The organism is Streptococcus sp. sy010, assembly GCF_007859175.1.
Lineage (GTDB): Bacteria > Bacillota > Bacilli > Lactobacillales > Streptococcaceae > Streptococcus.
The window spans coordinates 112,816-138,046 of the sequence record NZ_VOHO01000002.1 but is presented as its reverse complement, the minus strand read 5'-3'; the positions used below and the strand labels follow the sequence as shown (position 1 = coordinate 138,046).

General features: G+C 39.0%; 30 protein-coding genes and 1 other RNA gene. 10 read left to right on the top strand and 21 right to left on the bottom strand.

Translation table 11 applies throughout. The features are described from left to right. Positions 1–116: 116 nt before the first annotated feature. The 4 genes from FRX51_RS03135 to FRX51_RS03125 all read right to left on the bottom strand — a co-directional run bounded on the left by FRX51_RS03135 (position 117) and on the right by FRX51_RS03125 (position 1,546). Positions 117–359: a hypothetical protein gene (locus FRX51_RS03135; protein WP_146495769.1), complete on the bottom strand. Its 243-nt coding sequence runs from the start codon at positions 357–359 to the stop codon at positions 117–119. Positions 360–662: 303 nt separating this feature from the next. Beyond that, the gene (locus FRX51_RS05840) at positions 663–851 is read right to left on the bottom strand and encodes a hypothetical protein (RefSeq protein WP_146495767.1); all 189 of its coding nucleotides are present in this window, start codon (positions 849–851) and stop codon (positions 663–665) included. Beyond that, positions 835–1,011, bottom strand: a complete 177-nt coding sequence (locus FRX51_RS05805) for a hypothetical protein (protein ID WP_186627093.1) — start codon at positions 1,009–1,011, stop codon at positions 835–837. Before FRX51_RS05805 ends, FRX51_RS05840 begins: the two co-directional genes overlap by 17 nt. Before the next feature lie 223 nt (positions 1,012–1,234). After that, a complete protein-coding gene (locus tag FRX51_RS03125; RefSeq protein ID WP_146495764.1) occupies positions 1,235–1,546 on the bottom strand; it encodes a role in replication in 312 nt (103 codons plus the stop codon). Between the two features lie 342 nt (positions 1,547–1,888). Between FRX51_RS03125 and FRX51_RS03120 the strand changes: the two genes are divergently transcribed. The 4 genes from FRX51_RS03120 (at position 1,889) to FRX51_RS03105 (ending at position 5,235) form a co-directional block, all read left to right on the top strand. Next, positions 1,889–2,578, top strand: coding sequence for a polyphosphate polymerase domain-containing protein (locus tag FRX51_RS03120; RefSeq protein ID WP_146495762.1), 690 nt, complete (start codon positions 1,889–1,891; stop codon positions 2,576–2,578). Beyond that, complete coding sequence (locus tag FRX51_RS03115) at positions 2,571–3,233, top strand: DUF4956 domain-containing protein (RefSeq protein ID WP_186627091.1); 663 nt, start codon at positions 2,571–2,573, stop codon at positions 3,231–3,233. Before FRX51_RS03120 ends, FRX51_RS03115 begins: the two co-directional genes overlap by 8 nt. A 28-nt stretch (positions 3,234–3,261) precedes the next feature. Beyond that, complete coding sequence (locus FRX51_RS03110) at positions 3,262–4,392, top strand: carbohydrate-binding domain-containing protein (RefSeq protein WP_146495758.1); 1,131 nt, start codon at positions 3,262–3,264, stop codon at positions 4,390–4,392. Positions 4,393–4,935: 543 nt separating this feature from the next. Beyond that, a complete protein-coding gene (locus tag FRX51_RS03105; protein WP_146461068.1) occupies positions 4,936–5,235 on the top strand; it encodes a YbaB/EbfC family nucleoid-associated protein in 300 nt (99 codons plus the stop codon). Positions 5,236–5,272: 37 nt separating this feature from the next. Here FRX51_RS03105 and FRX51_RS03100 read toward each other — a convergent pair whose 3' ends face one another. Beyond that, positions 5,273–5,863 carry a 3'-5' exonuclease gene (locus FRX51_RS03100; protein ID WP_146495756.1) on the bottom strand — a complete coding sequence of 197 codons (591 nt, stop codon included), beginning with the start codon at positions 5,861–5,863 and terminating at the stop codon, positions 5,273–5,275. Between the two features lie 45 nt (positions 5,864–5,908). Beyond that, a complete protein-coding gene (locus FRX51_RS03095; RefSeq protein WP_146461064.1) occupies positions 5,909–6,445 on the bottom strand; it encodes a DUF536 domain-containing protein in 537 nt (178 codons plus the stop codon). Between the two features lie 109 nt (positions 6,446–6,554). On the opposite strand from FRX51_RS03095, the gene FRX51_RS03090 reads away from it, so the two are divergent. From FRX51_RS03090 to FRX51_RS03075, 4 genes are all read left to right on the top strand, one after another. Beyond that, on the top strand, positions 6,555–7,739 hold the full coding sequence (locus tag FRX51_RS03090) for an NAD(P)/FAD-dependent oxidoreductase (protein ID WP_146495754.1): 1,185 nt from the start codon (positions 6,555–6,557) through the stop codon (positions 7,737–7,739). Between the two features lie 260 nt (positions 7,740–7,999). Further along, complete coding sequence (locus tag FRX51_RS03085) at positions 8,000–8,650, top strand: hypothetical protein (RefSeq protein WP_146495752.1); 651 nt, start codon at positions 8,000–8,002, stop codon at positions 8,648–8,650. Continuing rightward, entirely contained in the window at positions 8,634–10,094 is a 1,461-nt protein-coding gene (locus FRX51_RS03080) for a hypothetical protein (RefSeq protein ID WP_146495750.1), read from the top strand. Before FRX51_RS03085 ends, FRX51_RS03080 begins: the two co-directional genes overlap by 17 nt. Positions 10,095–10,210: 116 nt before the next feature. Next, entirely contained in the window at positions 10,211–11,299 is a 1,089-nt protein-coding gene (locus tag FRX51_RS03075) for a hypothetical protein (protein ID WP_146495748.1), read from the top strand. 93 nt (positions 11,300–11,392) lie between these two features. On the opposite strand, the gene rlmB is transcribed toward FRX51_RS03075, so the two are convergent. The 15 genes from rlmB to FRX51_RS03000 form a co-directional block, all read right to left on the bottom strand. Next, the gene (rlmB, locus tag FRX51_RS03070; protein ID WP_146495745.1) at positions 11,393–12,121 is read right to left on the bottom strand and encodes a 23S rRNA (guanosine(2251)-2'-O)-methyltransferase RlmB; all 729 of its coding nucleotides are present in this window, start codon (positions 12,119–12,121) and stop codon (positions 11,393–11,395) included. Between the two features lie 43 nt (positions 12,122–12,164). Further along, positions 12,165–12,782 carry a hypothetical protein gene (locus FRX51_RS03065; protein ID WP_146495743.1) on the bottom strand — a complete coding sequence of 206 codons (618 nt, stop codon included), beginning with the start codon at positions 12,780–12,782 and terminating at the stop codon, positions 12,165–12,167. 123 nt (positions 12,783–12,905) lie between these two features. Further along, positions 12,906–12,999, bottom strand: an RNA gene (ffs, locus tag FRX51_RS03060) — signal recognition particle sRNA small type. 15 nt (positions 13,000–13,014) lie between these two features. Beyond that, a complete protein-coding gene (tadA, locus tag FRX51_RS03055) occupies positions 13,015–13,509 on the bottom strand; it encodes a tRNA adenosine(34) deaminase TadA (protein ID WP_146495741.1) in 495 nt (164 codons plus the stop codon). Then, on the bottom strand, positions 13,509–14,276 hold the full coding sequence (locus FRX51_RS03050) for an MBL fold metallo-hydrolase (protein ID WP_146495739.1): 768 nt from the start codon (positions 14,274–14,276) through the stop codon (positions 13,509–13,511). The genes tadA and FRX51_RS03050 overlap by 1 nt, the downstream gene beginning before the upstream one ends. A gap of 92 nt (positions 14,277–14,368) precedes the next feature. After that, the gene (locus FRX51_RS03045; RefSeq protein WP_146461042.1) at positions 14,369–14,596 is read right to left on the bottom strand and encodes a hypothetical protein; all 228 of its coding nucleotides are present in this window, start codon (positions 14,594–14,596) and stop codon (positions 14,369–14,371) included. A gap of 78 nt (positions 14,597–14,674) precedes the next feature. Next, the gene (gene tkt, locus FRX51_RS03040) at positions 14,675–16,651 is read right to left on the bottom strand and encodes a transketolase (protein ID WP_146495737.1); all 1,977 of its coding nucleotides are present in this window, start codon (positions 16,649–16,651) and stop codon (positions 14,675–14,677) included. Positions 16,652–16,763: 112 nt separating this feature from the next. After that, positions 16,764–17,855, bottom strand: coding sequence for an L-ascorbate 6-phosphate lactonase (ulaG, locus tag FRX51_RS03035; protein WP_146461039.1), 1,092 nt, complete (start codon positions 17,853–17,855; stop codon positions 16,764–16,766). A 94-nt stretch (positions 17,856–17,949) separates the two neighbouring features. Continuing rightward, positions 17,950–19,641, bottom strand: coding sequence for a transcription antiterminator (locus tag FRX51_RS03030; protein ID WP_146495734.1), 1,692 nt, complete (start codon positions 19,639–19,641; stop codon positions 17,950–17,952). Between the two features lie 122 nt (positions 19,642–19,763). After that, a complete protein-coding gene (locus FRX51_RS03025) occupies positions 19,764–20,480 on the bottom strand; it encodes an L-ribulose-5-phosphate 4-epimerase (protein WP_146495732.1) in 717 nt (238 codons plus the stop codon). 1 nt (position 20,481) lies between these two features. Then, positions 20,482–21,345, bottom strand: coding sequence for an L-ribulose-5-phosphate 3-epimerase (locus FRX51_RS03020; RefSeq protein WP_146495730.1), 864 nt, complete (start codon positions 21,343–21,345; stop codon positions 20,482–20,484). Positions 21,346–21,348: 3 nt separating this feature from the next. Beyond that, on the bottom strand, positions 21,349–22,014 hold the full coding sequence (locus FRX51_RS03015; protein WP_146495728.1) for a 3-keto-L-gulonate-6-phosphate decarboxylase UlaD: 666 nt from the start codon (positions 22,012–22,014) through the stop codon (positions 21,349–21,351). A gap of 37 nt (positions 22,015–22,051) precedes the next feature. Then, the gene (locus FRX51_RS03010) at positions 22,052–22,537 is read right to left on the bottom strand and encodes a PTS sugar transporter subunit IIA (RefSeq protein ID WP_146495726.1); all 486 of its coding nucleotides are present in this window, start codon (positions 22,535–22,537) and stop codon (positions 22,052–22,054) included. A gap of 59 nt (positions 22,538–22,596) precedes the next feature. Then, complete coding sequence (locus tag FRX51_RS03005; protein WP_146461028.1) at positions 22,597–22,878, bottom strand: PTS sugar transporter subunit IIB; 282 nt, start codon at positions 22,876–22,878, stop codon at positions 22,597–22,599. Positions 22,879–22,921: 43 nt separating this feature from the next. Beyond that, positions 22,922–24,376, bottom strand: coding sequence for a PTS ascorbate transporter subunit IIC (locus FRX51_RS03000; RefSeq protein WP_146495724.1), 1,455 nt, complete (start codon positions 24,374–24,376; stop codon positions 22,922–22,924). A gap of 246 nt (positions 24,377–24,622) precedes the next feature. Here FRX51_RS03000 and rpmF point away from each other — a divergent pair, with 246 nt between their 5' ends. Next, positions 24,623–24,799, top strand: coding sequence for a 50S ribosomal protein L32 (gene rpmF / locus FRX51_RS02995; protein ID WP_146461024.1), 177 nt, complete (start codon positions 24,623–24,625; stop codon positions 24,797–24,799). A gap of 16 nt (positions 24,800–24,815) precedes the next feature. Beyond that, positions 24,816–24,965, top strand: a complete 150-nt coding sequence (gene rpmG / locus FRX51_RS02990; RefSeq protein WP_001265622.1) for a 50S ribosomal protein L33 — start codon at positions 24,816–24,818, stop codon at positions 24,963–24,965. Positions 24,966–25,231 lie beyond the last annotated feature (266 nt).

Genomic DNA, 25,231 nt, shown 5'->3' with positions numbered 1-25,231 from the left:
ATCATTCAAAACGGTTAACACTAGATACGCTAACATGATGATAAAAGCAAGTAATTCTGGTAGGTATTTCATTTTCACCTCTTTTCCTCCTTTATCTAGGCAAAATTTTATCCAAATCAATACTTATTATTCTTTTTAAAATCAAAGTAGATCAGAACAAAAATTAAAAATACAATAATCGAAAAAGAATTAACTTTATCACTCACATTATGTTCGACAATAAAAGCAGAAATAAACGCTTGAAAAAAAGCTGTTTTTTGATAATTCTTTTGAAGAATAATGTCACAAATAATCGTATAAATCCAAAAGACCACAACAATAGCGATTAAAATCCATTTTAAATAATCAATTTGTCCCATAACTAATACACCGCCTAACTGTTTACCATAATAGAATACGTCACAATAACATATTAGGAACAATTGTCATTTAAAAACAAAATGGTTAACATAAAGACCAAATAAGCAAACCAAACAAATACTAAATTTTTAGAGGCCAGAAATAATAATAGAAATGCGTTAATACTAGATAGAGAATCAAAATCTTTAACTTTATTAGATTGTTTTACCGTTTTATAAATGATATAGAATTGAACCAATACAATTGTTATAAAAAATATAATTACCATTATGAGGTTATCCTTTTTCAAGAGCAATGGTTTTTTATGACTTTTCTGTATGTTTAATTGATATTAAAATCACTGTTGTACTAATCACACTCATGATTGTTACTAGTAGATAATTAGGCTCAACGTTGCCTGTCTGACGGAACTGATAGGTAAGAAAAACACAATGGAATAATAAATTTAAAATATAAATCGCCTGAAATACTTTTTTACCTGTGATTGTCATAAGTTCCCCTCCTACTTATCGCTTTCTTTATGACTTTTATAAAAATGACAACAATTAAATACCAAATGACTGGAACAATTCCAAACAATCCAACTATTGCACCTGCACCAACACCTATCAATATAGATTGAAAATACTTGTTGTTAATCAATTCGTTCATAGCTAATATCTCCTTTTGAAAATACAATTGTATTGCCAGTAGTAATCCTACTAAAATAAACTGATAATCGCTCCACCTAATTCTCGACCAGTATTAAATAAACCCATTGTTGCATTAGGAAAAAATATTAAAACAATAATTATTTGAAGCATTTCTATTATTGTCAGATTTTATACTCTTTAACCTTTCTGCTCATACTGAGTCCTGACTTTCTAAACTACCATTATAAACTGTAATACTTTTTCTTAAAAGTTTTAGCAGATATCACTTTCTGATTCGTCAAATCTAAATAGTCACCTGGATAGCCTAAAACATAAATGCCATAACCTGCAAAACCACCCCCAGCTGTTCCTGTTGCCCCAATTTTGAAGTTAGTTTTCAAAGAAGGTTTTAAGCCAGCCATTAAAATTCTCACATGATTATCTACCCAGCAAATGTATTTTTTTGTAAAAGCGTCTTGTACCCATTCAGGTTGCTCAGTATCTCTACCAATTTCCCAAACATCTACAATTTTTTCCTTATAACGTGCTTTCATATTATGTTGTTTCCTTAGTAACCATTACATGAATTAGGTGTTCCACCATATTTGTAACGAAACTGCTATCGATTTATCTTTTGGAGAATCTCGACTCATAATCTTTCCCTTCTTTTTGTAATCGTTTTCTTTATGTTTTTATTATAGCATAGACCTACTCAAAAAGCTATTGTCATGCAATCTAATCTCCTAAAAATACCAACAAAAACCACTTACTCCCCCCCCCATATTTTCAGTAGTATGTCAAAAATATGAAAATTTTTCCGTTTCTTTCAGAAAGATTAAGATAAGTTAAAGTTTTCGTTGCTATGCTTGAGTTATCTTAATCATAGAAAGTCGTATATGGCAAAAGATTTTTTTAAGCGAAAAGAAAAAAAGTACCTGCTAAATCAAGCAGAATACGAACAGCTTACGCTCTTTTTACAAGAACGCATGCTACCTGACCCTTACTTCAAGACACAAAATAACACGGTTTATTTTGATAATATCCATGATGAGATGATTATCAATTCGATTCATGGAACAGATTATAAATGCAAGGTCAGAGCGCGCCACTATGCTGGGACTGACCAAGTATTTTTAGAAATCAAATCAAAAATCTATGGTACGGTTTTCAAACGCCGTATTATTATCAGTCAAGACGACTACCAAACTTTTCTTGATAAAAAGCAACTCCCTGATAGTCAAATCGCTAGAGAACTCCTCTATTTATTTCAAGAAAAACAACTCGCTCCAAAGATTTTCATTATTTACAATCGGACGTCTTATATGGCTAAAGAAGCGTCCTCTGACCTACGCATTACCTTTGATGAACGATTACGCTCATCAACGACCAATTTAGATTTATTTTCCGATACTAGCATGACGCCTCATTTTGATGAACCACGAATTATCATGGAAATCAAAACCAAAGAAGGCCTGCCTGACTGGTTGGTTGACTACCTCTCGCAACATTGCATTTACCCACAATCTTTTTCTAAGTATGGAAAGATTTTTACTAAAGCAAGAAAGGAAGAACTCATTCATGTTTGATTCAATCTTAGCTCAAGGAGTGACCTTGTCAGCTTTAACCATCACTTCTACCGTTGCTCTTTTGGTAGGCGTTATGGTGGCAGGGGTACATGCTAAAACCACACATTACTCGAAAAACTTTGCCATTACCCTTGTCACCCTACCTATTTTGGTTCAGTTCGTGATTATGATGACATCAGGCAATCTAGGAACTGGTGTGGCTATCATGGGAACATTCAGCTTGATTCGTTTTCGTTCGATGCCAGGGACTTCTCGTGAGCTAATCAGTGTTTTTGCGGCCATGACTATGGGCTTGATTATCGGAACAGGCTATGTCTTTGTGGCACTATTTGCGGCCTGCTTTGTGTCTATCGTGTTATTGCTACTTCATCATCTCGCCCTTTTTGATCCAAGTAATAGCAGCCAATACCTAACTATTTCGATGCCAGAAGATCTTGAACACGAAACTGTCTTACAACCTGTCTTTGAACAATATCAGGTGAAAGCAACCTTAGAAAGCATTCGGCTGAAAAATATGGGGTCAATTTTTGAATTAAATTACCACTTGGAATTGCCTAAGCAAATGGATCGTAGAGCCTTTATCAATGACCTACGCATTCGCAATCGCAACTTAGCCATTATTCTTGGCACCAACCCCAATAAGGGTGGCTTATAGAATATCACTAGAACACAAGGAGATTATCATGTTTTTACCATTATCACATCGAACTAAAAAAGCCCTAGCCAGTCTATTATTGACCTCAACCTTGACCCTCGCAGCCTGTCAAGCACAATCAACGGCAACAACGACAGCAACTTCCACTCAACAAACAACTCTACAAACTAGTGTGAGCGAGATTGCTTGGGACTCTCTCCCTTCTAAAACGATTGAACTTGGACAAGACACACTCACCATCACAGAACCTGGAACCTATACGCTGACAGGAACGACAACCAAGGGGGTAGTTGTCAATACCACTGGAAACGTTCGTTTGATATTAGCAGGTGCCAATATTTCCAGTCAGGACAATGCTGCCCTTTATGTTCAATCGGCTGACAATCTTGTCGTGGAATTACAAGATAATACCGAAAACACCATCACTGATAGCAGTAAACACTCAGATAGCAGCATTGAGGGAGCTCTTTATTCTAAGGACGATTTGACGCTTACAGGAAATGGTAGCTTGACCGTCAAGGGAAGCTATCAAGACGGGATTGTTTCTAACGATCGTCTGGCCATCTTATCTGGTCAAATCACTGTTGAGGCAGCTGATGACGGTATCCGTGGTAAAGATGAATTGACAATTACAGGCGGAAAGATTCAAGTCACTGCTGGAGGCGACGGTTTAAAAGCCACTAATGACGAAGATTTGAGTAAGGGAATCACCTATATTGCAAATAGCGACATTAGCGTGACGGCAGGTGACGATGCCATTAAGGCTGAATCACACTTGACCATTGATAGTGGTAACATCCTTGTGCAAAATGCCACGGAAGCTCTAGAAGGAGCAACTGTAACCATAAATGGTGGCACCTTGAAACTTTATGCCACTGATGATGCCATCAATGCCTCAAGTACGCTCACATCTGATGTCTTTATCAAAATCACTGGTGGTGACATCACTGTTGAAGTTGGAGCAGGCGATACAGACGCTATTGATGCCAATGGCAGCATCTACATCTCAGGTGGACAACTTAACATTACTGCCCAATCTGCCTTTGACTACGATGTTCAAGCCGAGATGACTGGTGGGACTGTCATCGTTAACGGAGAAAAACAAACAGAAATTATCGCAACTGGCCCTGGCGGACGTGGTGGTTTTGGAGCTCCTTAACATATTAAATTAAAAAATACCGTTTCTAACTATAAACTTCCTATCATTCCGATAGGGAGTTTTGTTAATTCTTTTGAATTCACTCTTCTCTCTACCTTCGTTTCTGATAAACAGCGAGTAGCACCTAAGAATTTTTACCAAAAAACTCATCGAACAATTGATTCCCTTTGGAAACAGACACAAAAACCCTATGAGCTGCTCTGCCCAAAATGGGCAGATCTAACAAAATTTGTGAGGAGGACAACTTCCTTTGGAAATAAGATCATCACAACTGTGAGGACGTCTGCCCATTTTGGGCAGACAGGCCTTAACTCGTCAGACTAGCTTGCGACTTTTGGGCAGAGGTAAATAATCTAGTTAGACAGTATAAACTAAATTGATGAAAAAACAAAAACTAGCCTAGAGTTTGAGTTACACCCTAAACATGATATAATGATAACAGTAAAGTATGCTATTAGATGACTCATGTTGTTCATCCAGTAGCGTACTATCACTAACCAACAAGGCTTAATCCCTTACTAAGAAAGGAATTTTAGAAATCTTATGATGAATATGCAAAACATGATGCGTCAGGCACAAAAACTACAAAAGCAAATGGAAAAGAGCCAAGCTGAACTTGCTGCAACCAGTTTCACTGGCAAATCTGCTCAAGATTTGGTGGTTGCAACCTTTACTGGCGATAAAAAACTAGTGAGCATTGACTTCAAGGCTGATGTGGTTGACCCAGACGATCTTGAAACCTTGCAAGACATGACCACACAAGCTGTCAATGACGCTCTGCAACAGATTGATGCCGCAACTCAAAAAACACTGGGTGCTTTTGCTGGTAAATTACCATTTTAAGCCCACATAAAAACTCACCTGATAACAGGTGAGTTTTTTAGTCCAACCATGAACTCAAATCTAAACTAGCAAAGGGATGACTGACTGCTGTTTCTTGTCGTTCAAGCAGCGCCTTATTCTCATCAAATTCTAAAAATTTTTCATAGATAAGAGCCGTCATTCTTGCGTCCTCCAAGCTATCATGTCCTTTCCCAGAAATGCCTAATTGTTCAGCGACTGTTTGCAATTTCAAATTGGCAATGCCATTCAAGTCACTACTGCGTCTATCAAAGGCTTGGTCAAAGACATCAAGGGCATATTGGTGACTTAAGTCCAAACCATTTTCCAACAAAAGAGGCAGGTCACTCTTATGAGCATTGTAGCCAATCAAAGCCTTCTCCCCTACAAAGTCAGCAAAATCAGCCAAGACCTGCTCCAAGGTCGGTGCTTGTTCAATCTTCTCCTGGGTAATACCTGTCAAGCCATTGATAAAACTCTGCAAAGGCACTTCAGAATAGACATAGGAATCAAACTGAGCAAGTTCCCGACCGTCAAGCATGGCAACCGCAGACAATTGAATGATATGACTGACACCATCTACCGTATTAAATTCTAAATCAAAAGCAACATACTCACTTAGTTTCTGCATTGGTTTCTCCTTTTTAATCAAAAAAGACTAGCTTTACCCAGTCTTTTACTTCTTACGACCAAACAAACGACCGAAAAAGCCTTTTTTCTCCTCAACCTTGGTCTGAATCTCTTCCACTTGCGTTCTAGCCTGATCCACTTCTGCCTTGGCTTCGTCTAATTCCAACTTGAGCGTGTCCTTGTCAGCCATCGCCTTGGCAGTTAGTTGCTGCTGCTGATCCAGTTGCTTGTCTTTTTCAGCAATCTGAACATCCTTGACACGAATTTGCTCATCTTTTTTCTCAATCTGGATGTCCTTGGCCTTGAGTTGTTCATAGAGCCTTGCAATCTCATCATTTTTCTCATCGACAAGAATCTCCATCAGTTCACGCTGCTTGGTTTCCTCACTAACTGGCTCATCTTCAAAAATCGTCTTTTTGTAAATTTCTTCTAGCTTAATCAAGCCACTACGCTTGACCACAGTGACCCCTTTTTCATTTTTTTCAAGGTCTTCATCTGGTAGATTTTTCACACGATTATTGACAGCTTGGCGACTGACACCCAAGATTTCAGCCAGCTCGCTGACGGTTTTTTCTACTCCCATTTTTTTCCTCTTCTTGCACTTTTCTTACTATTCATACTACCATAAGAGCCTGTCTATGTCAATTTTGCAAAAGATGGCGATTGCTCTTTCTTTATGGTAAAATGAAAGCATGACACATTATGATACGATTGTTATTGGTGGAGGGCCGGCTGGTATGATGGCGACGATTTCTTCTGCCTTTCATGGCAAGAAAACCCTCCTTATCGAAAAAAACAAACGCTTGGGCAAAAAGCTTGCAGGTACTGGTGGTGGACGTTGCAACGTCACCAACAACGGTAGCTTGGACGATTTGCTAGCTGGTATCCCTGGCAATGGCCGCTTCTTGTATAGCGTTTTTTCTCAGTTTGATAATCATGACATTATCAACTTTTTTGAGGACAATGGCTGTGCTCTCAAGGTCGAAGATCATGGGCGTATGTTTCCTGTCACAGATAAGTCACGCAGCATTATCGCTTGCTTGGAAGACAAAATACAAGAACTCGGTGCCAGGATTAAGACCCAAACCGAAGTGGTTTCGGTCAAAAAGATGGACGACCTCTTTCATGTCAAGTCAGCTGATGAGAGCCTAACCAGTCATCAGGTGATTGTGACAACCGGTGGCAAGACCTACCCTTCAACTGGCTCAACGGGGTTTGGGCATGACGTGGCTCGCCACTTCAAACTGGCAGTGACGCCTCTTGAGTCGGCTGAAAGCCCTCTTTTGACCGACTTCAACCACAAGGCACTGCAGGGCATTTCCTTGGACGAGGTTACTCTAAGCTATGACAAGCATGTCATCACCCATGACCTGCTCTTTACCCACTTTGGCTTGTCTGGGCCGGCTGCCCTTCGCATGTCTAGTTTTGTCAAGGGTGGCGAAGAACTCCGACTGGATCTTCTCCCCCAAGTCACATCAGATGACCTGCTCTGCTATTTAGAAAAAGAAAGGGAAAAGTCACTCAAAAATGCCCTCAAGACAAAACTGCCTGAGCGTCTGGCTGACTTTTTAGCCCAAGACCTACCAGAAAAGGTCAAACAACTAGACCCCAAGCAGTTGCTTGACTTGGTCGATCAGATTAAGGCCATGCCAATCCATGTGACCGGTAAGATGTCCCTTGCCAAGTCCTTTGTCACAAAGGGTGGGGTTGACCTTAAGGAAATCAATCCCAAAACCCTTGAAAGTAAAAAGGTTGCAGGGCTGCACTTTGCTGGCGAGGTGCTGGACATCAACGCTCACACTGGGGGCTTTAACATCACCTCTGCCCTTTGTACAGGCTGGGTGGCTGGTAGCCAGTACCCTAACAGCTGGAGCTAAAAGAAAAAACTGACTAGAAGACTACCCTTCTAGTCTTTTTTGTTGCCAAGATACTTAACTGGTTGCCTAAACGCTTTCACGCCGGGGCAAGTCTGTTACTCCTGTCCTAACTTTCGCCTGTCTTAACTTCTTGAAAGAATAAGGGCTGGTTATTTGTTTATAGGTATTATAGGTGTTGGTAAACAGCTATAATACCATCCATACCACTTGACAGGAGAGTGGTATGGCGATTTTTTGAAGAAGAAAGGAGACAACTATCTTTGTCAAAATATAAGTGGGATAAGCAGATGAGTTCAATTTATAATGATTTCTTAAATGAACGCCTGAAAATCAAACTAAACTGTCAACAAACCTTGATAACTTCTTTAACTATATGTTTAGAATTTCTAGGTACATTCTGTATCATAGAATTTATTTTATTAAAAAATGGAATACCCTTAACTTCAGAAACATTATCTTATGGGGCTATTGGATGGGTATTATTATTGCTTCTTATCGATATTCCTGTTCGAGTTCTACTTAGAATACCAGATAAATATCATGAAGAAAACTTGGAAGAACAGTTAAGAGAGTCATTGACAAATAAACCTCTAACTGCTAGTGAGCACCAAATGCTTCTTGATGAACTGACCTATCAAGAAAAATGTGATGAGAAAAAAGATACAGATTTATTCTTTACTTTCATCAACCTATTCTTAACAGCAGCAAGTAGTTTTAATATTTTTTCAGATACCAATACAAGACAAAAAACACTATTTCTTGTAATAATTTTTGCTGTTGCTTGTTTCGCAGTATTCAAATATTGCCAAACCTATTTAAATACTCAAAAAAATCAACGTCAAATCATCTATCGCGTCCTATTAACTACAGAAAAAAAGAATGGAGAACTAGAAAATGACCCTAAAAACTAGTCTAATCGCTAGCAGTCTTTTGGCGACTGCTGTCCTATCATCCGAACAAGTCAAAGCAGATACCATTCAGGAAACTCCTGAATCATCCGTTAAAACCGTGACACCAGCAGAAGTTGTTACCGCAGAACAAATTGAACAAGCAAGATCTGATGCTGATAATGCGGCAGCAGATGTGGTTCTTCAAGAATCTCAAACCGGTTATGTCTATAACAATCTTCAAGACGCTATTGTCGCCGAAGAAGTCGCTCAAAACACCTTAACGACTGCACAAACACAAGCTGAAAATGCGACACCAGAAGTAATCACTCAAGTTGATACTGAAATCGCAACAGCCCAAACAACCGTAGAAAATTTAGAAACAGCTATTGACGTCGCACAAAATCAAGTTAAGGAAAATCAAACTGTTTATAATGACGTAACAACTGATGTAAACACCGCTCAAGTCAATTATGAAACGGCACAACTTGAAGTTGAAGCAGCGGCTACTAAGATTGAAACCTTACAATCGAGTAATGAAGATTTGACTACGATTGAAAGTCAAGTACAAGAGGCTGAAAAAACGGTTATTGAAAAAACAACAGCCGTCATGGTTGCAGAAAATAAGGTCGTTGAAGCTAAGGAATCTGATAGTCAACTAGAACAAGCGATTACAGAAGCGAAATCGAATGTTGAGACATCAAAAGAGCAAGAAAAACAAGCGGAAAGTGATGTTTCAGTAGCCAATCAAAAGATGTTAGCTACTCAAAAAGTGGTCGAAAGTAAGACTGCGGAAGTAGAATCGGTCAAACCTTTAGTGACATATAGTTTTGACGTTAATCTACCTCAAGAGGTTAAGGATGCAGCAAGAGCCTTGTATGACGATTATAGCCCAGAGACTGTTGAGAACATGAGACAAGTCATGAAAGCATCCGGATTGAAAGTAAATGATGTGGCTCAAAATAAAGCGGACTGGCTCAAGTACAATATTGAAGGTGGCGATGACGTCATTGATGTTGAAAACTTGACAGATAAGCAATTTGAAGTTATTAATCAATATTATGTCGATGCCTATAATGCTTTAGCTGATGAATTAGGATTTCCACGAACAAGTTTGAATAGTAAACTAATGGAAATTGCAAAGATTCGAGCCGATATGTATGATCAAAAAGATACTTATCAATCACATGATTATAACATCATAAAAGCGTCCAATCGTCAAGTCTTAGGTGAAAAAAATCAAAATATAGTTGGGGAAAATTTAGATCAATTTGCATTAATAAGTGAAAAACAACCAACTCTTAAAGATCTTTTATCACAAACAGTGATCGCTGTCAATAGTTTTACATTATTTGATCAACCTGGAAACTATGGACATTTTGACACATTAACACATAATTCAGCAATAGGTATTGATATTTATAAATTAAATACAAAAAAAGTAAAAATTATACCGATTATGTTTTAGTTCAAACAGGTTATACTGACCAAGTTGAAATTTTAGATTCTCAAAAAGAACAAAATGACTTAATTCACAAATATGATTATCAACCAGTAAATGATCAAGCGGCATATCAAAACGCTTTGGCTCAATTAAGTTTAGCTAAAAATCAACATCAAACATCTAAAAGTGAATTGGCGACTTTTGTTACACGTCTCAAAGAAGCGAATCAAGCGGTAAAAGATGCGGAAACAAAATATAATGACTTATTATCTCAAGAAAAAGCGACACCAAAGGCTGAACAAGAATTAGAAAAAGCAAAACAAGAACTTGTTCAAGCCCAAAATGCAAAAACTGAAACATTAGGTTTATTAGAAGCTGTAAAAGCTGATGATCAGATGAAGGCAATGTTATTAGAAACAGCCCAATTAGATTATCAAACAGCAAAAGCTAAAGCTAACGAGTTGAAGTCTTTATATGACAGTGCAAAACTCCGATTAGACCAAGCAAAAGCAGTTCTAGATAATAGTCAAGAGACAGTATCTAAATTGACTGAACAATTGCGAGACGCTAAAACCCAAGTTGAAAATGGTCAGAAACGTAAAGAAGAACTTCTTAATGCTGAACAGAATTTACAAAAAGCTCAACAAGCTTATGAGTCAGCCGTAACCACACGTTTAGACGCTGAAAAGAGCTATGAGAGTGAAAAAGGTAAATTAGAAGAATTGCGTTCAGTCTATGAGATGTTACAGTCACATTATGAAAGTCTTCGCATGACCTATGATGTTCAAGAAATGGTTGATGATGTCATTGACACACCAACAAGTGTAACACCTGTTGAAACGCAAACAAGTGAAACAATTGAAGGTAAACCAGTTGACACACCAACAAGTGAAACATCTGCTACTTCTTCTCTGCCTACTCAACCTAGCTCTCAAGAGCTAAGGCCTTCAACTGCTACTGCAAGCTCTAACAAGCCTCGCCACCTAGCTCAGCATGACCCTAAAGACTACGCTAAGTTAGTAGCTAAGGTCAATCAAGCTATGACAGTTGATAGCAGTCAGCCAAGTGCTACGACTACTTCCTTGACGCAAACGACTGTCTCTCGAGCTGAAAGAAGGGAACTGCCAAAAACAGCCAGTCGAGACAGTAAGCTACTTACATTCCTAGGACTTGGTCTCTTGGGACTGATGAAAGCTAGAAAAACAAAAAATCAGTTTAACACCGATTAGACAAAATAAAAACTAGAGTCACTAAGAACTCTAGTTTTTTTGATGGCCTAATTTGTTAAAAATCATCTGATAGAACGATGCTGTTATTCTCAACTAGAAACGATTACGAAAGACTTCGTACATAAGTAGGGCTGCGGCAACACTAGCATTCAAGCTTTGAACATGGCCTTCCATGTGAATGGTAATCATTTCATCCACCTGTTTTTTGAGATTGGCTGACATACCTCGGCCTTCATTACCAATAATCAGAGCCAGTTTGCCAGAAGTATTCCATTGATGACTCGGCGTGCCTGACATGTCTGTCCCAAAAATCCAAAACCCTTGTGCTTTGAGCTGCTCAATCGTGCGACTGAGATTGGTCACACGGGTAATGGGAACGTGGGCAACTGCTCCTGTTGAGGTTTTAGCCACTACAGGTGTCACACCAACGGCACGATGTTTGGGAATGATGACACCAGTCACATTGGTCGCATCTGCTGTTCGTAAAATCGAGCCAAAATTATGGGGATCGGTCAAGCCATCCAAGATGAGAATCAATGGATTGTCTGTTTCTTCTGACTTGGCTAGAATGGTTTCCAACGACGCATAAGGAAAAGCTGCCACGCGAAGCACAAAGCCTTGGTGAACTGCTCCTTGAGTCATGTCGTTCAACTCTTTTTTAGATGTCCAAGAAATCGAAACCTTTTTATCTCGAGCCAAAGATTTGATCTGATCGACATTTTTTCCACGCAAATCTTCTTGCACATAAAGTTTATTGCCTAAATCAGCTTCTAAACTTTCAATAACGGCATGTACGCCATAGATGATATCTTCATTTGTCATGACTTTATTATACCACAAAAAAAGGGGCTTACCCCTTATTTAACTAATATAATGATTTGATAATTTCTACACGAGTAATCTGATCGCCACGCATACTGTCAACTCGTAAGGCCACATCTTTAATGTAGATAGTTGACCCAACTGCAATACTCTTGTCTTCTTCTTCCAAATGCCGTTCCATAAAATCACGTAACAATTCCCCTTTTTTATTGGGTAACTTTACCCGCGCCAAAATTCCAGCAATCTGTACCTTTTGGCTACCACGCAAGATGATATTATTGGAATCATCAAAACTAGTAAAGAGGTATTTTCTCGTGGCAAAAAGAGCACCAATCGCAATAACCCCTAAAAGCGTATCAAGTGCAGTTCCATGAGATACCACAATCTGTCTAGCAACGGCAAAGAGCAAGACTTCGACAATCGTGCCAGACGTGTGTTTACAAAGCATTTTAATTAACTCCACACCGACTGCTATCGTCATGGCTTGGGTCAGAAAGGTTTGTAAATAATCTTCAATAGTTTGTGTTGCTGTCCAAAGATCCACTGCTCCAACCAACAGACGCATGGTCAAGGACATTAAAACTAAGACCAAGATAATAGAAATAACAATCTCCACATAAAAAGAAATCTCGTATAAACTGGTTTGTAAAAATTTTCTCATTGAAACCCCTCTCTGTTAACGCATTCACTATATCTATTGTACCATATCTCACCATTAGAAATTAGAAAAACTTTGATAGACAAAACATCATAGTTCATCGACTAACTGGCTTGTTTATCCATAGACAATAAAAAAGAGCACACAACCGACATCGCTTAGGGCTGCTGGATTCCTCCCCTGACCCGCTTCACGCACAGTTGTTGCTCCAATTTTTATTATATCAATAAGAGAGCTATTTGGCAAGAACTAGCCCTGCTTTTTTTTCAAGTCGTCTTTGACGGAAAAAGGTTTGCATGATCTCTGCACAGGCTTCTGCCATTAGACCTGATTCGACCGCTACACGATGATTGAGTCGGCTGTCGGATAAAATATCATACAAACTCCCGGCTGCTCCAAACTTTTGATTGGCTGCACCATACACCACTTCAGGCAGACGAGCTAAACCAATAGCGCCACTGCACATGATACAAGGTTCAATGGTCACAAAGAGTGTACAATCCAACAAACGCCAATTTCCAAGAGTTTGGTTAGCTTCTTGAATGGCCATGATTTCAGCGTGCATAATCGCCTGTCCTAGTTCTTCACGAGCATTATGGCCACGTCCGATAATTTGACCGTCCTTCACAATAACACAACCAATAGGAATTTCATTTTTAGCAAGAGATTTTTCGGCTTCAAACAAGGCTTGAGTCATGAAGTATTCTTTTTCAGCTTGCGAATACGTCATTACAACTCTCCCAATTCCCAAGAACGTCTGGGTTGAGCCAAGTCCACTGGAATCGTTTCTGCGTAAACTTGAGCTTGCTGACGCAAGACTTCTAAGTGATTGTCTGAATCAATGCCTTCTTCTGCAAACTGAGGAAGATGAGTCAAGACTAAGCGTTTCACTTGAGCTTGTTTGGCAATCTGGCCTGCTTCCTTACTAGTCAAATGAGCTGGGTGATTTTCGCGACCTTCAAAGAAATACACATCTGCCAAAAACAAATCGGCATCTTTGGTAAATTCTGCTAAGCCTTCAAAATAGCCTGTGTCACCAGTAAAAACTAAGACTTGATTGGTTGCAACTTCACGAATACGCATGGCATAACAAACCACCGGATGTACCGTCTTGATGAAACTGATTTCAAAAGGGCCTATCTGATTGATACAATCAACTTGATAGGCTTGTCCTTTTAAGGCTGTTCCCATGTTTAACTTGGCAAATTCATGTTCATCCTCATCATGACCATAGACCAACAAGGTCGGAGAGGTTTGGGGATGAAGCAAACGATAATGACCCAAGACACCCAAGTCTGCAATATGGTCTGGATGATAGTGACTAATAATCACCGCATCTAGATCTAAGGGATTAAGAATTTTTTCCAACTCTGTCACAGCTCGACTACCTGCATCAATTAGCAGATTAAACCCATCTTGACTGGTCAATAAATAACTGGTTGTTCCAGCATCTTGATAAGGATAGCCACCCCAACAACCCAAGGTTTGTAATTTCATTTAAATATTTCCTTTCGTCACTTTTTCTACCATTATATCATAGCTTGACAAAAAGACCTTGAAATCTTTTGTTACAGATTTCAAGGTGATGATTAAGATAATTGAAGAAAAATAAAACCAAGAACAAATAGACACAAGATGAGTAACAAAACCAAAATACCAGATACACTGGTTAGCGTTAAATTGGATAAACATGCAAAAATTAACAACAAAGTTGTTGCTAGAGAAAACCATAACTTAGCAATCAAGTCTGCTGAAACATTAGTTGATGCCTTGCTGACTTCTGTTAACTCTTTAATCTCTTGTTCTACTTGTTTCATGATGAGTTCCTCCTACTTTATTATTTCGTAAAAGCAGATAAAAAATAGAAGAAATCAATGATTTCTTCTATTGGTCTCTTATTTCAAGTTATTAACAAGTTCAACAACTTTTTCCACAGTAAAGCCATATTCTTCGATCACTTTGTTAGCTGGAGCTGACGCACCAAATTGATCAATACCAAGAACTGCTCCATCTAAGCCGACATATTTATACCAGCTTTGACTTGCTGCCATCTCAATCGCAACACGACGACGTACTTGACTTGGCAAGATACTTTCTTTGTATTCTGCTGATTGTTGGTCGAACAAGTCAGTTGATGGTACTGAAACCACACGAACTTTAGTACCTGATTTTTCAAGTTCCTTAGCCGCTTTAACAGCTAGGTTAACTTCTGAACCAGATGCCAAAAGAATGGTATCAAAGTCACTTGATGTTTCATAAGTTACATAAGCACCCTTAGCTACTTCATTGAACTGACTGCCTGCTTCAACTTCTAGATTTTGACGTGTCAAAACAAGGGCAGTTGGTGTTGTCTTACTTGTTAGGGCATAGTGCCAAGCCGCTTGTGTTTCACGCGCATCTGCTGGACGAAGAACAGTCAAGTTTGGCAAAGCACGAAGGGCTGCTAAATGTTCGATTGGCTCGTGAGTTGGCCCATCTTCACCAACGGCAATTGAATCATGAGTAAAGACATAAGTCACTGGCAAACCTTGAAGGGCTGATAGACGCATTGCTGCCTTAACATAGTCTGAAAAGACGAAGAATGTTCCACCAAAAACACGAACACCGCCATGAAGTGCCATACCGTTTAGGACAGTACCCATAGCAAACTCACGCACACCAAATTGGATATTACGGTTAAGTGGATTTTGAGCATCTTGCAAACCATCTTCTTTGATGTAAGTCATGTTAGAGTGAGCCAAATCAGCTGAACCACCAAGGAAGTTTGGCAAGACCTTAGCTACGGCATTGATGGCATCTTGTGATGAATTACGCGTTGCTTGTGAGAAACCATCTTCATAAGCTGGGAAGTCTTTTTCTGTCAATTCAGCAACTGGTTCGTTAGCTAGAACGGCTGTTAACTCAGCTGCCATTTCTGGATAAGCTGTTTTATAGTCGTTGACTAATTTTTCCCAAGTGTCATAGGCTGCTTGACCACGATCTGCCACTTTTTCTTTGAAATCAGCATAAACTTCTGCTGGCACTTCAAATGGGGCATAATCCCATCCAAGAGCTTGACGAGTTGCTTTTGTTTCTTCTTCACCAAGTGGGGCACCATGGACACCGTTCGTTCCTTGTTTGTTTGGTGAACCAAAACCGATAACGGTTTTTACTTCAATCAAGCTTGGTTTTTTAGTTGCCTTAGCTTCTTCAAGGGCTTTTGAAATAGCTGCCAAATCATTGCCATCTTCAACTAGACTTGTATGCCAGCCATAAGCCTCATAGCGAGCACGGATATTTTCAGAAAAGGCATCTTTTGTTTCTCCATCCAAACAGATGTCATTTGAATCATAAAGGACAACCAACTTGTCAAGGTTTTGTTTACCAGCATAAGAAGCTGCTTCTGCTGATACCCCCTCCATCAAATCTCCGTCACCACAGATAACATAAGTGTAGTGGTCAAAGATTGGGTAACCTTCTTTATTATATTTTGCAGCAAGGAAACGCTCAGCTTGAGCCATACCGACAGCTGTTGCAATACCTTGACCCAATGGTCCTGTTGTGGCATCAACACCTTGGGTATGACCAAATTCTGGATGACCAGGTGTTTTTGAATTCCATTGACGGAAGTTTTTAATTTCTTCCATACTAACGTCTTGATAACCTGATAGGTGCAAGAGGGCATAAAGCAACATTGATCCATGACCTGCTGATAAGACAAAGCGATCACGGTTAGCCCAATCTGGTTGATTTGGTGTGACACGTAAATGCTTAGTATAAAGACTATAAGCCATTGGAGCTGCACCCATGACAACACCTGGGTGACCTGATTTTGATTTTTCAATCGCATCAACTCCTAAAAAGCGGATGGCATTAACTGATAAGTTAGACATGTAAAATTCCTTTCTATTTTAAGCTACAACTTAGTAAGCTCTTACATTTTAATATTAACAAAAATATCCGCTTATCGCAAGGATAGGCGGATATGGTTTTCAAACCAATTGATTATAGTAAAGCTTTGAATTGGATATTAGAATCTTGTTCGAAGCAATCATCAAATCCGCGTGGGTGATGGTATTCGATAATATCTTTATCTTGTGGATAAGTGTATTTACCACCAACTTCCCAAATAAATGGATGGAATTTGTATTGTAAACGTTCTTTACGCATTTTCCACAATTCTAAGATTTCATCGGTTGACGCCATAAAGTTTGACCAGATGTCATAGTGAACTGGGATAATTACTTTAGCACGAAGATTTTCTGCCATACGAAGAAGGTCAACAGAAGTCATCTTGTCTTGGATACCGATTGGGTTTTCACCGTAGTTATTAAGGGCAACGTCAATCTCAAAGTCTTTACCATGTTTAGCAAAGTAGTTAGAGAAGTGAGAGTCTGCTCCGTGGTAGATTGTTCCACCTGGTGTTTCAAAAACATAGTTAACTGCCTTGCGTGCCATTTCTTCATCAGTAACCGCAAGTCCGCTCAATTCACCACCAGCTTCTTCTGCACCTTCTACTGGTAGAGTTACCAAGCAAGTACGGTCAAATGATTCAACGGCATGAACTTTGACATCTTTGAACTCGAAGCTATCACCTGGTTTCACAACGATGATACGATCTTCTGGAACACCCCATTTTTTCCAAATCTCACCACATTCGTAAGGACCAACAAATTTAACATGGTCAAGTTTTGGATTGTTGATAATTGCCGCTGCTGTATTGATATCAATATGATCACTATGGAAATGAGAAACCAAATAGTAATCCAACTCGTTAATAGCAAATGGGTCAATAACCATTGGTTGCACACGTAAGTTTGGTTGCAATTTACGCACACCTGCCATGTTAGCCATTTGGTGACCACGAACCATGTCTTTTACTTTTTTAGTTGATTTACCACGAGCTGACCATAAATCCATAACTAAGTTAGCGCCACCTGGTGTTTTCACCCAAACTCCACAGTTTCCTAGCCACCACATCGCAAAATTATCTGCTGGGACAACTTCTTCTTCAATTTCTTCATTTAACCATGTACCCCATTCTGGGAAAGTGCTTAAAATCCAAGATTCTCTTGTAATATCTTTTACATTAGCCATTTGTGTTCCTCCTCAAAACAATAATAAATAAGTTTCTTTACTTTTTTATTATAGTAAATGACAAGAAAAAGAAAAAGACCAAGTCTTACACAAGTCAGTGTTCACTTGTCACACCTTGAAAATGACTTGCTAAAACTTGATCTTCAAACAAACGACAAATGGCTTGACTTAGGTTTTGAGCTTGGTCTGATTGAGATAAATGAGGGAGTAATAATTGATTGATTTGTTCTTCAAAATAAGGCAAGCGATGACTAAAATCATGTTGACGAGAAAATTGTTGAAGTTTTCTAACGTCCTCAGGCGATAAGATAGGATGTACTTGGATTAAGGGAAACTGTGTTTCAAAAGCATCACTGGTTGAAATCAAAACATCTGCTACCAATAAATCTTCAACACTTTTGAATTGCTCGCTAGTAAAAATCGCCTGAATACTATTGACTGGTAAGTAATCTTGACACTGTTTTAGGAGCAATTTTTGCATGGCAACCCCGTCATCACAAATGATATAAACTTGCTTGGGTAAGACAGGACCAGACGTCAGTTGAAAATGGTTGATATACCCACCAAAATGAATGGTGAGGTAAGCCAAATCATCATCATTCAATTCAAGTTGCCAGGCTTCTTCTAAAATGGCAGATACTTTTTTCACTGCTTGAAAAACTTGTTGGTATTTTTCTTTGATGTGTTTGGTGAGCGGATTTTTAGATAGAATGCCATATTGTTTACGAAAAATGAGAGACTTAACATGCGTCAACAAGCGTTTATTTAAGTCTTCTTGATTCAAAATAATTGTACCACAAGCTTCTTCAAAGGCTTCAATGAAGGTGGTTAAGGTCTTAGTCATTTCCAAGAAATCCTTGCTACTAATATGGGTATCCTTATCCTTGCGATAAGATAATAGTAAAACTGCTATCAGGCAAGTATCAACATCATCTAAAGCAATACCTATTCGCTCCCAAATGGACTGGCTTAGGGCCTTAGCCACTTGATACTCGATTCTCTCATAGACAGGAGCAAATTTTTGTTCAATATCTGCCATATCTTCTGTGGTCAAATCCATATTGTGATAAGACAAGAGCAGGTAAGGCAAAATGCGTAACATCATCTTGACTTCTGAACGGTTGATTTTTTTACCCAATTCATGTTCTCTCTGGCTCAGTTCTATCAATAGAAAATCTTGCACTTGATCGGACAACAGCTCTTCTTGACCAAAAATCAAAGCTAATTTTTCTCGTAAAATATTGATAAAGCTATCACTGGCTTCATTAAAAATATCATAAAGAAAGGAATGAACATATTGGATTTTATTGATTGGGTGACATTGAAGAAAATAGCCTTGCGATTTGTTGGCATAAAGGTTAACCTTATACTGCTCTTGTGACAGACGATAGCGAATGTCATTGAGATCATTAAGAACTGTATTGCGTGACACATCGGTTAATTCCATCAATTTTTCAATAGTGACACGAGCTGGAGATACTGCAATATAAACTAGCATCAACTGAATACGTTCGTCAATACTCATGATATAACTATCTGCCGCCACCTCATCCAAAAGTTTTTGACACGCTTTCTTTTGATTGGCATCCAATAACAAGCCAATCCGAGGTTGACTGACAAGTGGATTAACCGTCTCTGGCAAGGCGTCATTGATTTTTTCTAAGTGATAATAAATCTTTCGCCGTGACTGCTCCATCGCACGACTAATGGCCATAACCGTTTCTGGATGATCAAGCTGAATGAGGTAGCGTAATAAATCGCAACTACTTTTATCCAATAAAATCATAAGTGATTTCCTTTCCCTTTCATCTCCATTATAGCATAGATACCAAATTTTATAACGCTAAGGACCATCACTTAGCAAATCCACAAAAAAGCCTAGTCGATTACACTAGACTTTTCATTTTTTTAATGTGCATCTCCTTTTTGCCCATAATAAGCATTAGGACCATGTTTACGCAGATAATGCTTATCCATGATATATTGCGGAGCTGGTTCCACTTGTGGATTGATTTGTTCAGTGTAGCGATTCATGCGTGCCACTTCTTCTAGCACGACCGAATGATACACTGCTTGTGCAGGATCTTTCCCCCAGGTAAATGGGCCATGATTACGCACCACAATACCTGGTACGGCAACTGAGTCAATGCCACGCTCTGCAAAGGTTTCAACAATCACTGCACCTGTTTCTTTTTCATAGGCTGAATTAACTTCATCTGCCGTTAACGAACGTGCACATGGAACAGGTCCGTAGAAGTAATCCGCATGAGTTGTCCCATAAAAAGGAATATCACGACCAGCTTGTGCCCAGCCCACTGCCTCTGTCGAATGGGTATGCACTACTGCACCAATTTCTGGCCAAGCCTTATAGAGAGCAACATGGGTCGCCAGGTCAGACGATGGATTCAAGTCACCCTCAACCACATTACCATCCAAGTCAGTGACTACCATATTTTCTGGGCTAAGTTTGTCATAATCCACACCAGAAGGTTTGATCACGATACGACCAAGTTCACGGCAAACTTCAGAAACATTACCCCAAGTAAACTTCACTAGACCATGTTCTGGTAGGGAAACATTGGCTTCATAAACACGTTGACGCATTTCTGCTAATGATTTTGGCATATTAGAATAACCCCGCTTTCTCAATCAATGGGTATAGAAACTCTTGTGCTTCTTTAATTGCTGCACGCGTTTCTTCCACTGTTTCACAATTTTCAGACCACATTTCAATCAAGAATGGGCCATTATAGTTGGTTTCTTTCAAAACGGCAAACATATTTTCCCAATCAACGCAACCTTGACCAAACGGCACATCACGGAATTGCCCCTTAGAGCTTTCTGTGACAGCATAAGTGTCCTTTAGATGAAGGGCTGCAATTGAGCGATGACCAAGTAGGAATTCACTATAAATATCATTATGCCAAGCAGACACGTTACCAGTATCTGGGTAAACAAAGAGATATGGTGAGTCAATTTCTTTTTCAATGGCTAGGTACTTTTCAATCGAGTTAATAAATGGATCATCCATAATCTCGATGGCTAGCATAACTTGAGCTGCTTCAGCCCAGTCACACGCCAAGCGTAGGTTTTTCAAGAAACGCGCTCTGGTTTCTGGCGATTTTTCTTCGTAGTAAACGTCATAGCCAGCCAACTGAATGGTACGAACACCCAAATCTTGAGCCAACTCGATACATTGTTTCATGGTTTCCAGTGATTTGGCTTCCAGTTCTGGATCATTTGACCCTAGTGGGTAACGACGATGACCTGAGAAACAGATGGTTGGAATACGCACGCCTGTTTCATAAATGGCCTTAACAACTTCCAAACGCTCTTCTTTACTCCAGTTTAGGCGAGCCAAACGATCGTCTGATTCATCCACAGACATTTCAACAAAATCAAAACCGAGTTCTTTAGCAAAATTCAATCGCTCTAACCAAGTAAACTGTTTTGGCGTTGCTTTTTCATAAATACCAATTGGACGCTTCATGGCCTACCCCCAAATACGACGGATTTCATCCTTGAATTCACGAGCTGCTTGTGCAGGATTTTCTGCTTCGGTAATACCACGACCAGCGATAAAGGTATAAACATCAACGCCCTCAAACAATTTCAAGGTATCCACATCAAGCCCACCTGTAACTGATACACGGAAGCCCATGTCAATCAATTTCTTAACTTTGTTAAGGTCTTTTTCACCCCAAGTTTCACCGGCAAGAAGGGCATCACGAGATTGATGGTAAATCGCTTGAGAAATACCTGCATCCAACCATAATTGAGCTTGTTCATAAGTCCAGTCACCATACAACTCAATTTGAATTTCTCCCTTATCGCCATTTACTTCTTGGATGGCTTTAAGGGCTGCTGACATGGTTGGAATCGTTGCTGAACAGATACACGTCATCCAGTCAGCACCACGCACTGCATTGTTTTTAGCAATCGTGCCACCAGCGTCTGCACACTTGGTATCTGCCACGATAATCTTATCTGGAAACAGATTGCGAAGAACTTCTACTAATTCACTTCCCACTTGAAGTAAGCAGACTGTTCCTGCCTCAATAATATCAACTTCTGCACCAACTGCAACGGCTGCCTTAACAGCACCTTTCAAGTCAGAGTGATCAAGGGCAACTTGTAAATTTGGAATATGTTTTGTCATTTTTTCTCCTCTTTTCTATTCGTTTATTCAACTTATCTTAGCTTTCCAAGTCAAGACCTTCAAGATATGGGCTATTTTTTGATTCTTCAACCATAGCTAGCACTTCTTCAGGACTTTGGCATGCCACTAGACGCTCGATTGAATTTTCCAATTCAAAAAGAGCAATAATTTGTGGAATCGCTACTGATGTGTGAATCGCTGCCGATGTTGCAGCAAGTGTAAGAAGAACTGATACTTCCTTACCGTCTGAAAAGGTTACTGGCTCTGTCAAGGTAATCAAAGAGAATGAATCACGATTAACACCTTCACCTGCTTGAGCATGTGGCATTGCCATACCTGGCATTAGAATGTAATAAGGGCCATGCTCTTCTGTTGACGCAATGATATTTTCATAGTAGGTTTCTGTAACAGCACCACTCTCAATCAAAGGGTTAACTGCCAACTTAACAGCCTCTTGCCAAGTTGTAGCTGTCAAACCAAGACGAATCGAATTATTTTCAGTGAATGATTTTTTCAAGTTCATAAGTATTTCCTCCCATTAACAGAGGGGCTTTCGTTTTATGAAAGCCCCCGCCATCTCTATTATTTCAATGCTGCTTCCAATTTTGTTTTGATTTCATTATCATCCATCAAATTGTCAAGACCAATCAATTTACCATTGGTGCGACCTTCTAACTCGCTAATGAGGTGATTTGAAGCGACGATAATATCATAACCACCAGCTAATCCTTTAGCTTCACCAACTGAACATGATGCAGACTCAAAGTTAGTTACGCCTAGACCACGAAGAGCATTTTCTACTTTCATTTTGATCACCATTGATGATCCCATACCATTACCACATGCTGTAAGAACTTTAACCATTGTATTTTCCTCCTGTCAAATCAATTTCTAATCGTTTATTAAATTATTCGCCTTGAGCCTCACCACGATAGTAAGCTTCTTTATCTTTCGCTTTGGCAAATTGAAGTTGTGGGATAACCAATAAGAATACACAAACCAACACATAACCAGCCAAGCCAAGATATTTGAATAGGTATGCAAATGGCAACCATGGGAATTCAAAGTCGATATTTCCGTGATAACCACCGTATGCTGCCAAGTCAAGTAGGCCTACTGCAACTGCACCAAGAGCTACTTGAAGCACACCAGAGATAAATGATAGAATAACTGCTGCTTTCCAACCACCACGCTTGTCAGCGTAAACTGCGATTGCCGCATTATCAAAGAATACTGGAACGAAACCTGTGATGATCAATACTGGGTTTTTAAAGACAATCAAGAGAACGATTGTGATCAACTGACCAATCAAACCAACTGCAAATCCTGAAAGAACTGCGTTTGGTGAACCAAAACCATAAGACGCTGCAACGTCAACCGCTGGGAATGAACCTGGAAGTAATTTAGATGAAATACCTTGGAAGGCATTAGTCAACTCACCAACGAACATACGAACCCCTTGCATCAAGACAAAGAGATACACTGAGAAAGTAAATGCTGTTTGGATAACATACATGAAGAATGATTGTTTCGCTGGGTTAAATGGTGTACCTGATGTGATAACTTCTGCATTAGACATAACATCTGGACCCAAGATAGTCAAGATTAATCCGAAGAAGATTAACATCAGTGTTGCTGAGGCAACCACTGTATCATGGAAGATGTTCAAGAAAGTTGGTAATTTAAGATTATCCAAGTTGTCTTCTTTTTTACCAAGTTTTGGAGCAACTTTATCAACAAACCAAATTGCAAATTGTTGTTGGTGACCGATGGCAAAACCACCACCACCTGTCAAGCGTTGTGTTGCTTCAACAGTCATATTTGAGCTGACTGCCCAATAAAGACCACAAATCACACCGATAGCGATAACACCTGCACTACTACGAAGTTGTGGCACAAGTAACAAAACAATCAAAGAAACAGTTGCTGCTTGTTGCACCATGATATGACCAGTAATGAAAAGGGTTCTAACTTTAGTCAATTTACGCAAAGCAACTAAAAGAATGTTAACCCCAAAACCAATCAAAAGAGCTGTTGTTGCCGCACCAACGAAGTCTGGGAATTGCTCAGAAATTTTAGTATTTGCCGCAGTCAAACCAAAGTAAGGATCAATAACTGCCGCACCAATCTTGAATTTATAGTTTAGGGCTGCCAAGATTGGACGGAATGTAGTAACCAATCCTCCTGCACCAACATTCAAAATCAAGTAACCAACTGTTGCTTTAACAAATCCTGCATAAACATCATGCAAGGGTTTTTTCAAAAGTAGGTACCCGATCAAAACGAGCAAGCCGACAAAGAACGCTGGATTCTGCAAAATATTTTGCGAGAACCAGTTTAATAGGTTAAAAATGACTTCCATTTTAAAACTCCTTTTCTTTTTATTTTTCTTATTTACAGTCCTATTATATCTTTTGTAAGCGTAAACAAAAAGACCAAGAAGTACACAAGCAAGTGTTCAAAGATAGTGAGTGAATAGTTTAGCAATCTTTTGAAAAAAATTAAAAAAAAATTGTCAAGGGACTTTACTTTACAAAAAGATTATGTTATCATAGTAAAAGTTGACTAAGATAGTCTAATATATTTTAATCTTTGAAAGGAGTCTATCATGGCTGTTCCTGCACGTCGTACGTCAAAAGCTAAGAAAAACAAACGTCGTACTCACTATAAATTGGCTGCTCCTAACGTAGCATTCGATCAAACAACTGGTGACTATTCACGTTCTCACCGTGTATCTCTTAAAGGATATTACAAAGGACGTAAAGTTGCTAAAAACGCTAACTAATTAGAAGGGAGTTATCATGCGCGTTAATATCACTCTTGAACATAAAGAATCAGGTGAGCGTTTGTACCTTACTTCTAAGAACAAGCGTAACACACCAGATCGTCTTCAATTGAAAAAATACTCACCAAAACTTCGCAAACACGTTGTATTTACAGAAGTTAAATAATGGGTCAGTACACGTCAATAGGACGGTAAAAACCTTGATTTAAAGGGATTCTTGAAATTTCAAATTTCACTGTATTTCAATAAAAATCAATCGAATGACTACATTTTTGACTACATTTTTTGTGAAATAAATTTAGACATTCGGATATATAAAAGAAAACAAGCTCTAGTAATTACTAGAGCTTGTTGTAATTTCTACTTTTATAAATTAGAGTATTGCTCTATACATTAGTCATTTTACTAAAATAAATTGAATTTAGACAAATC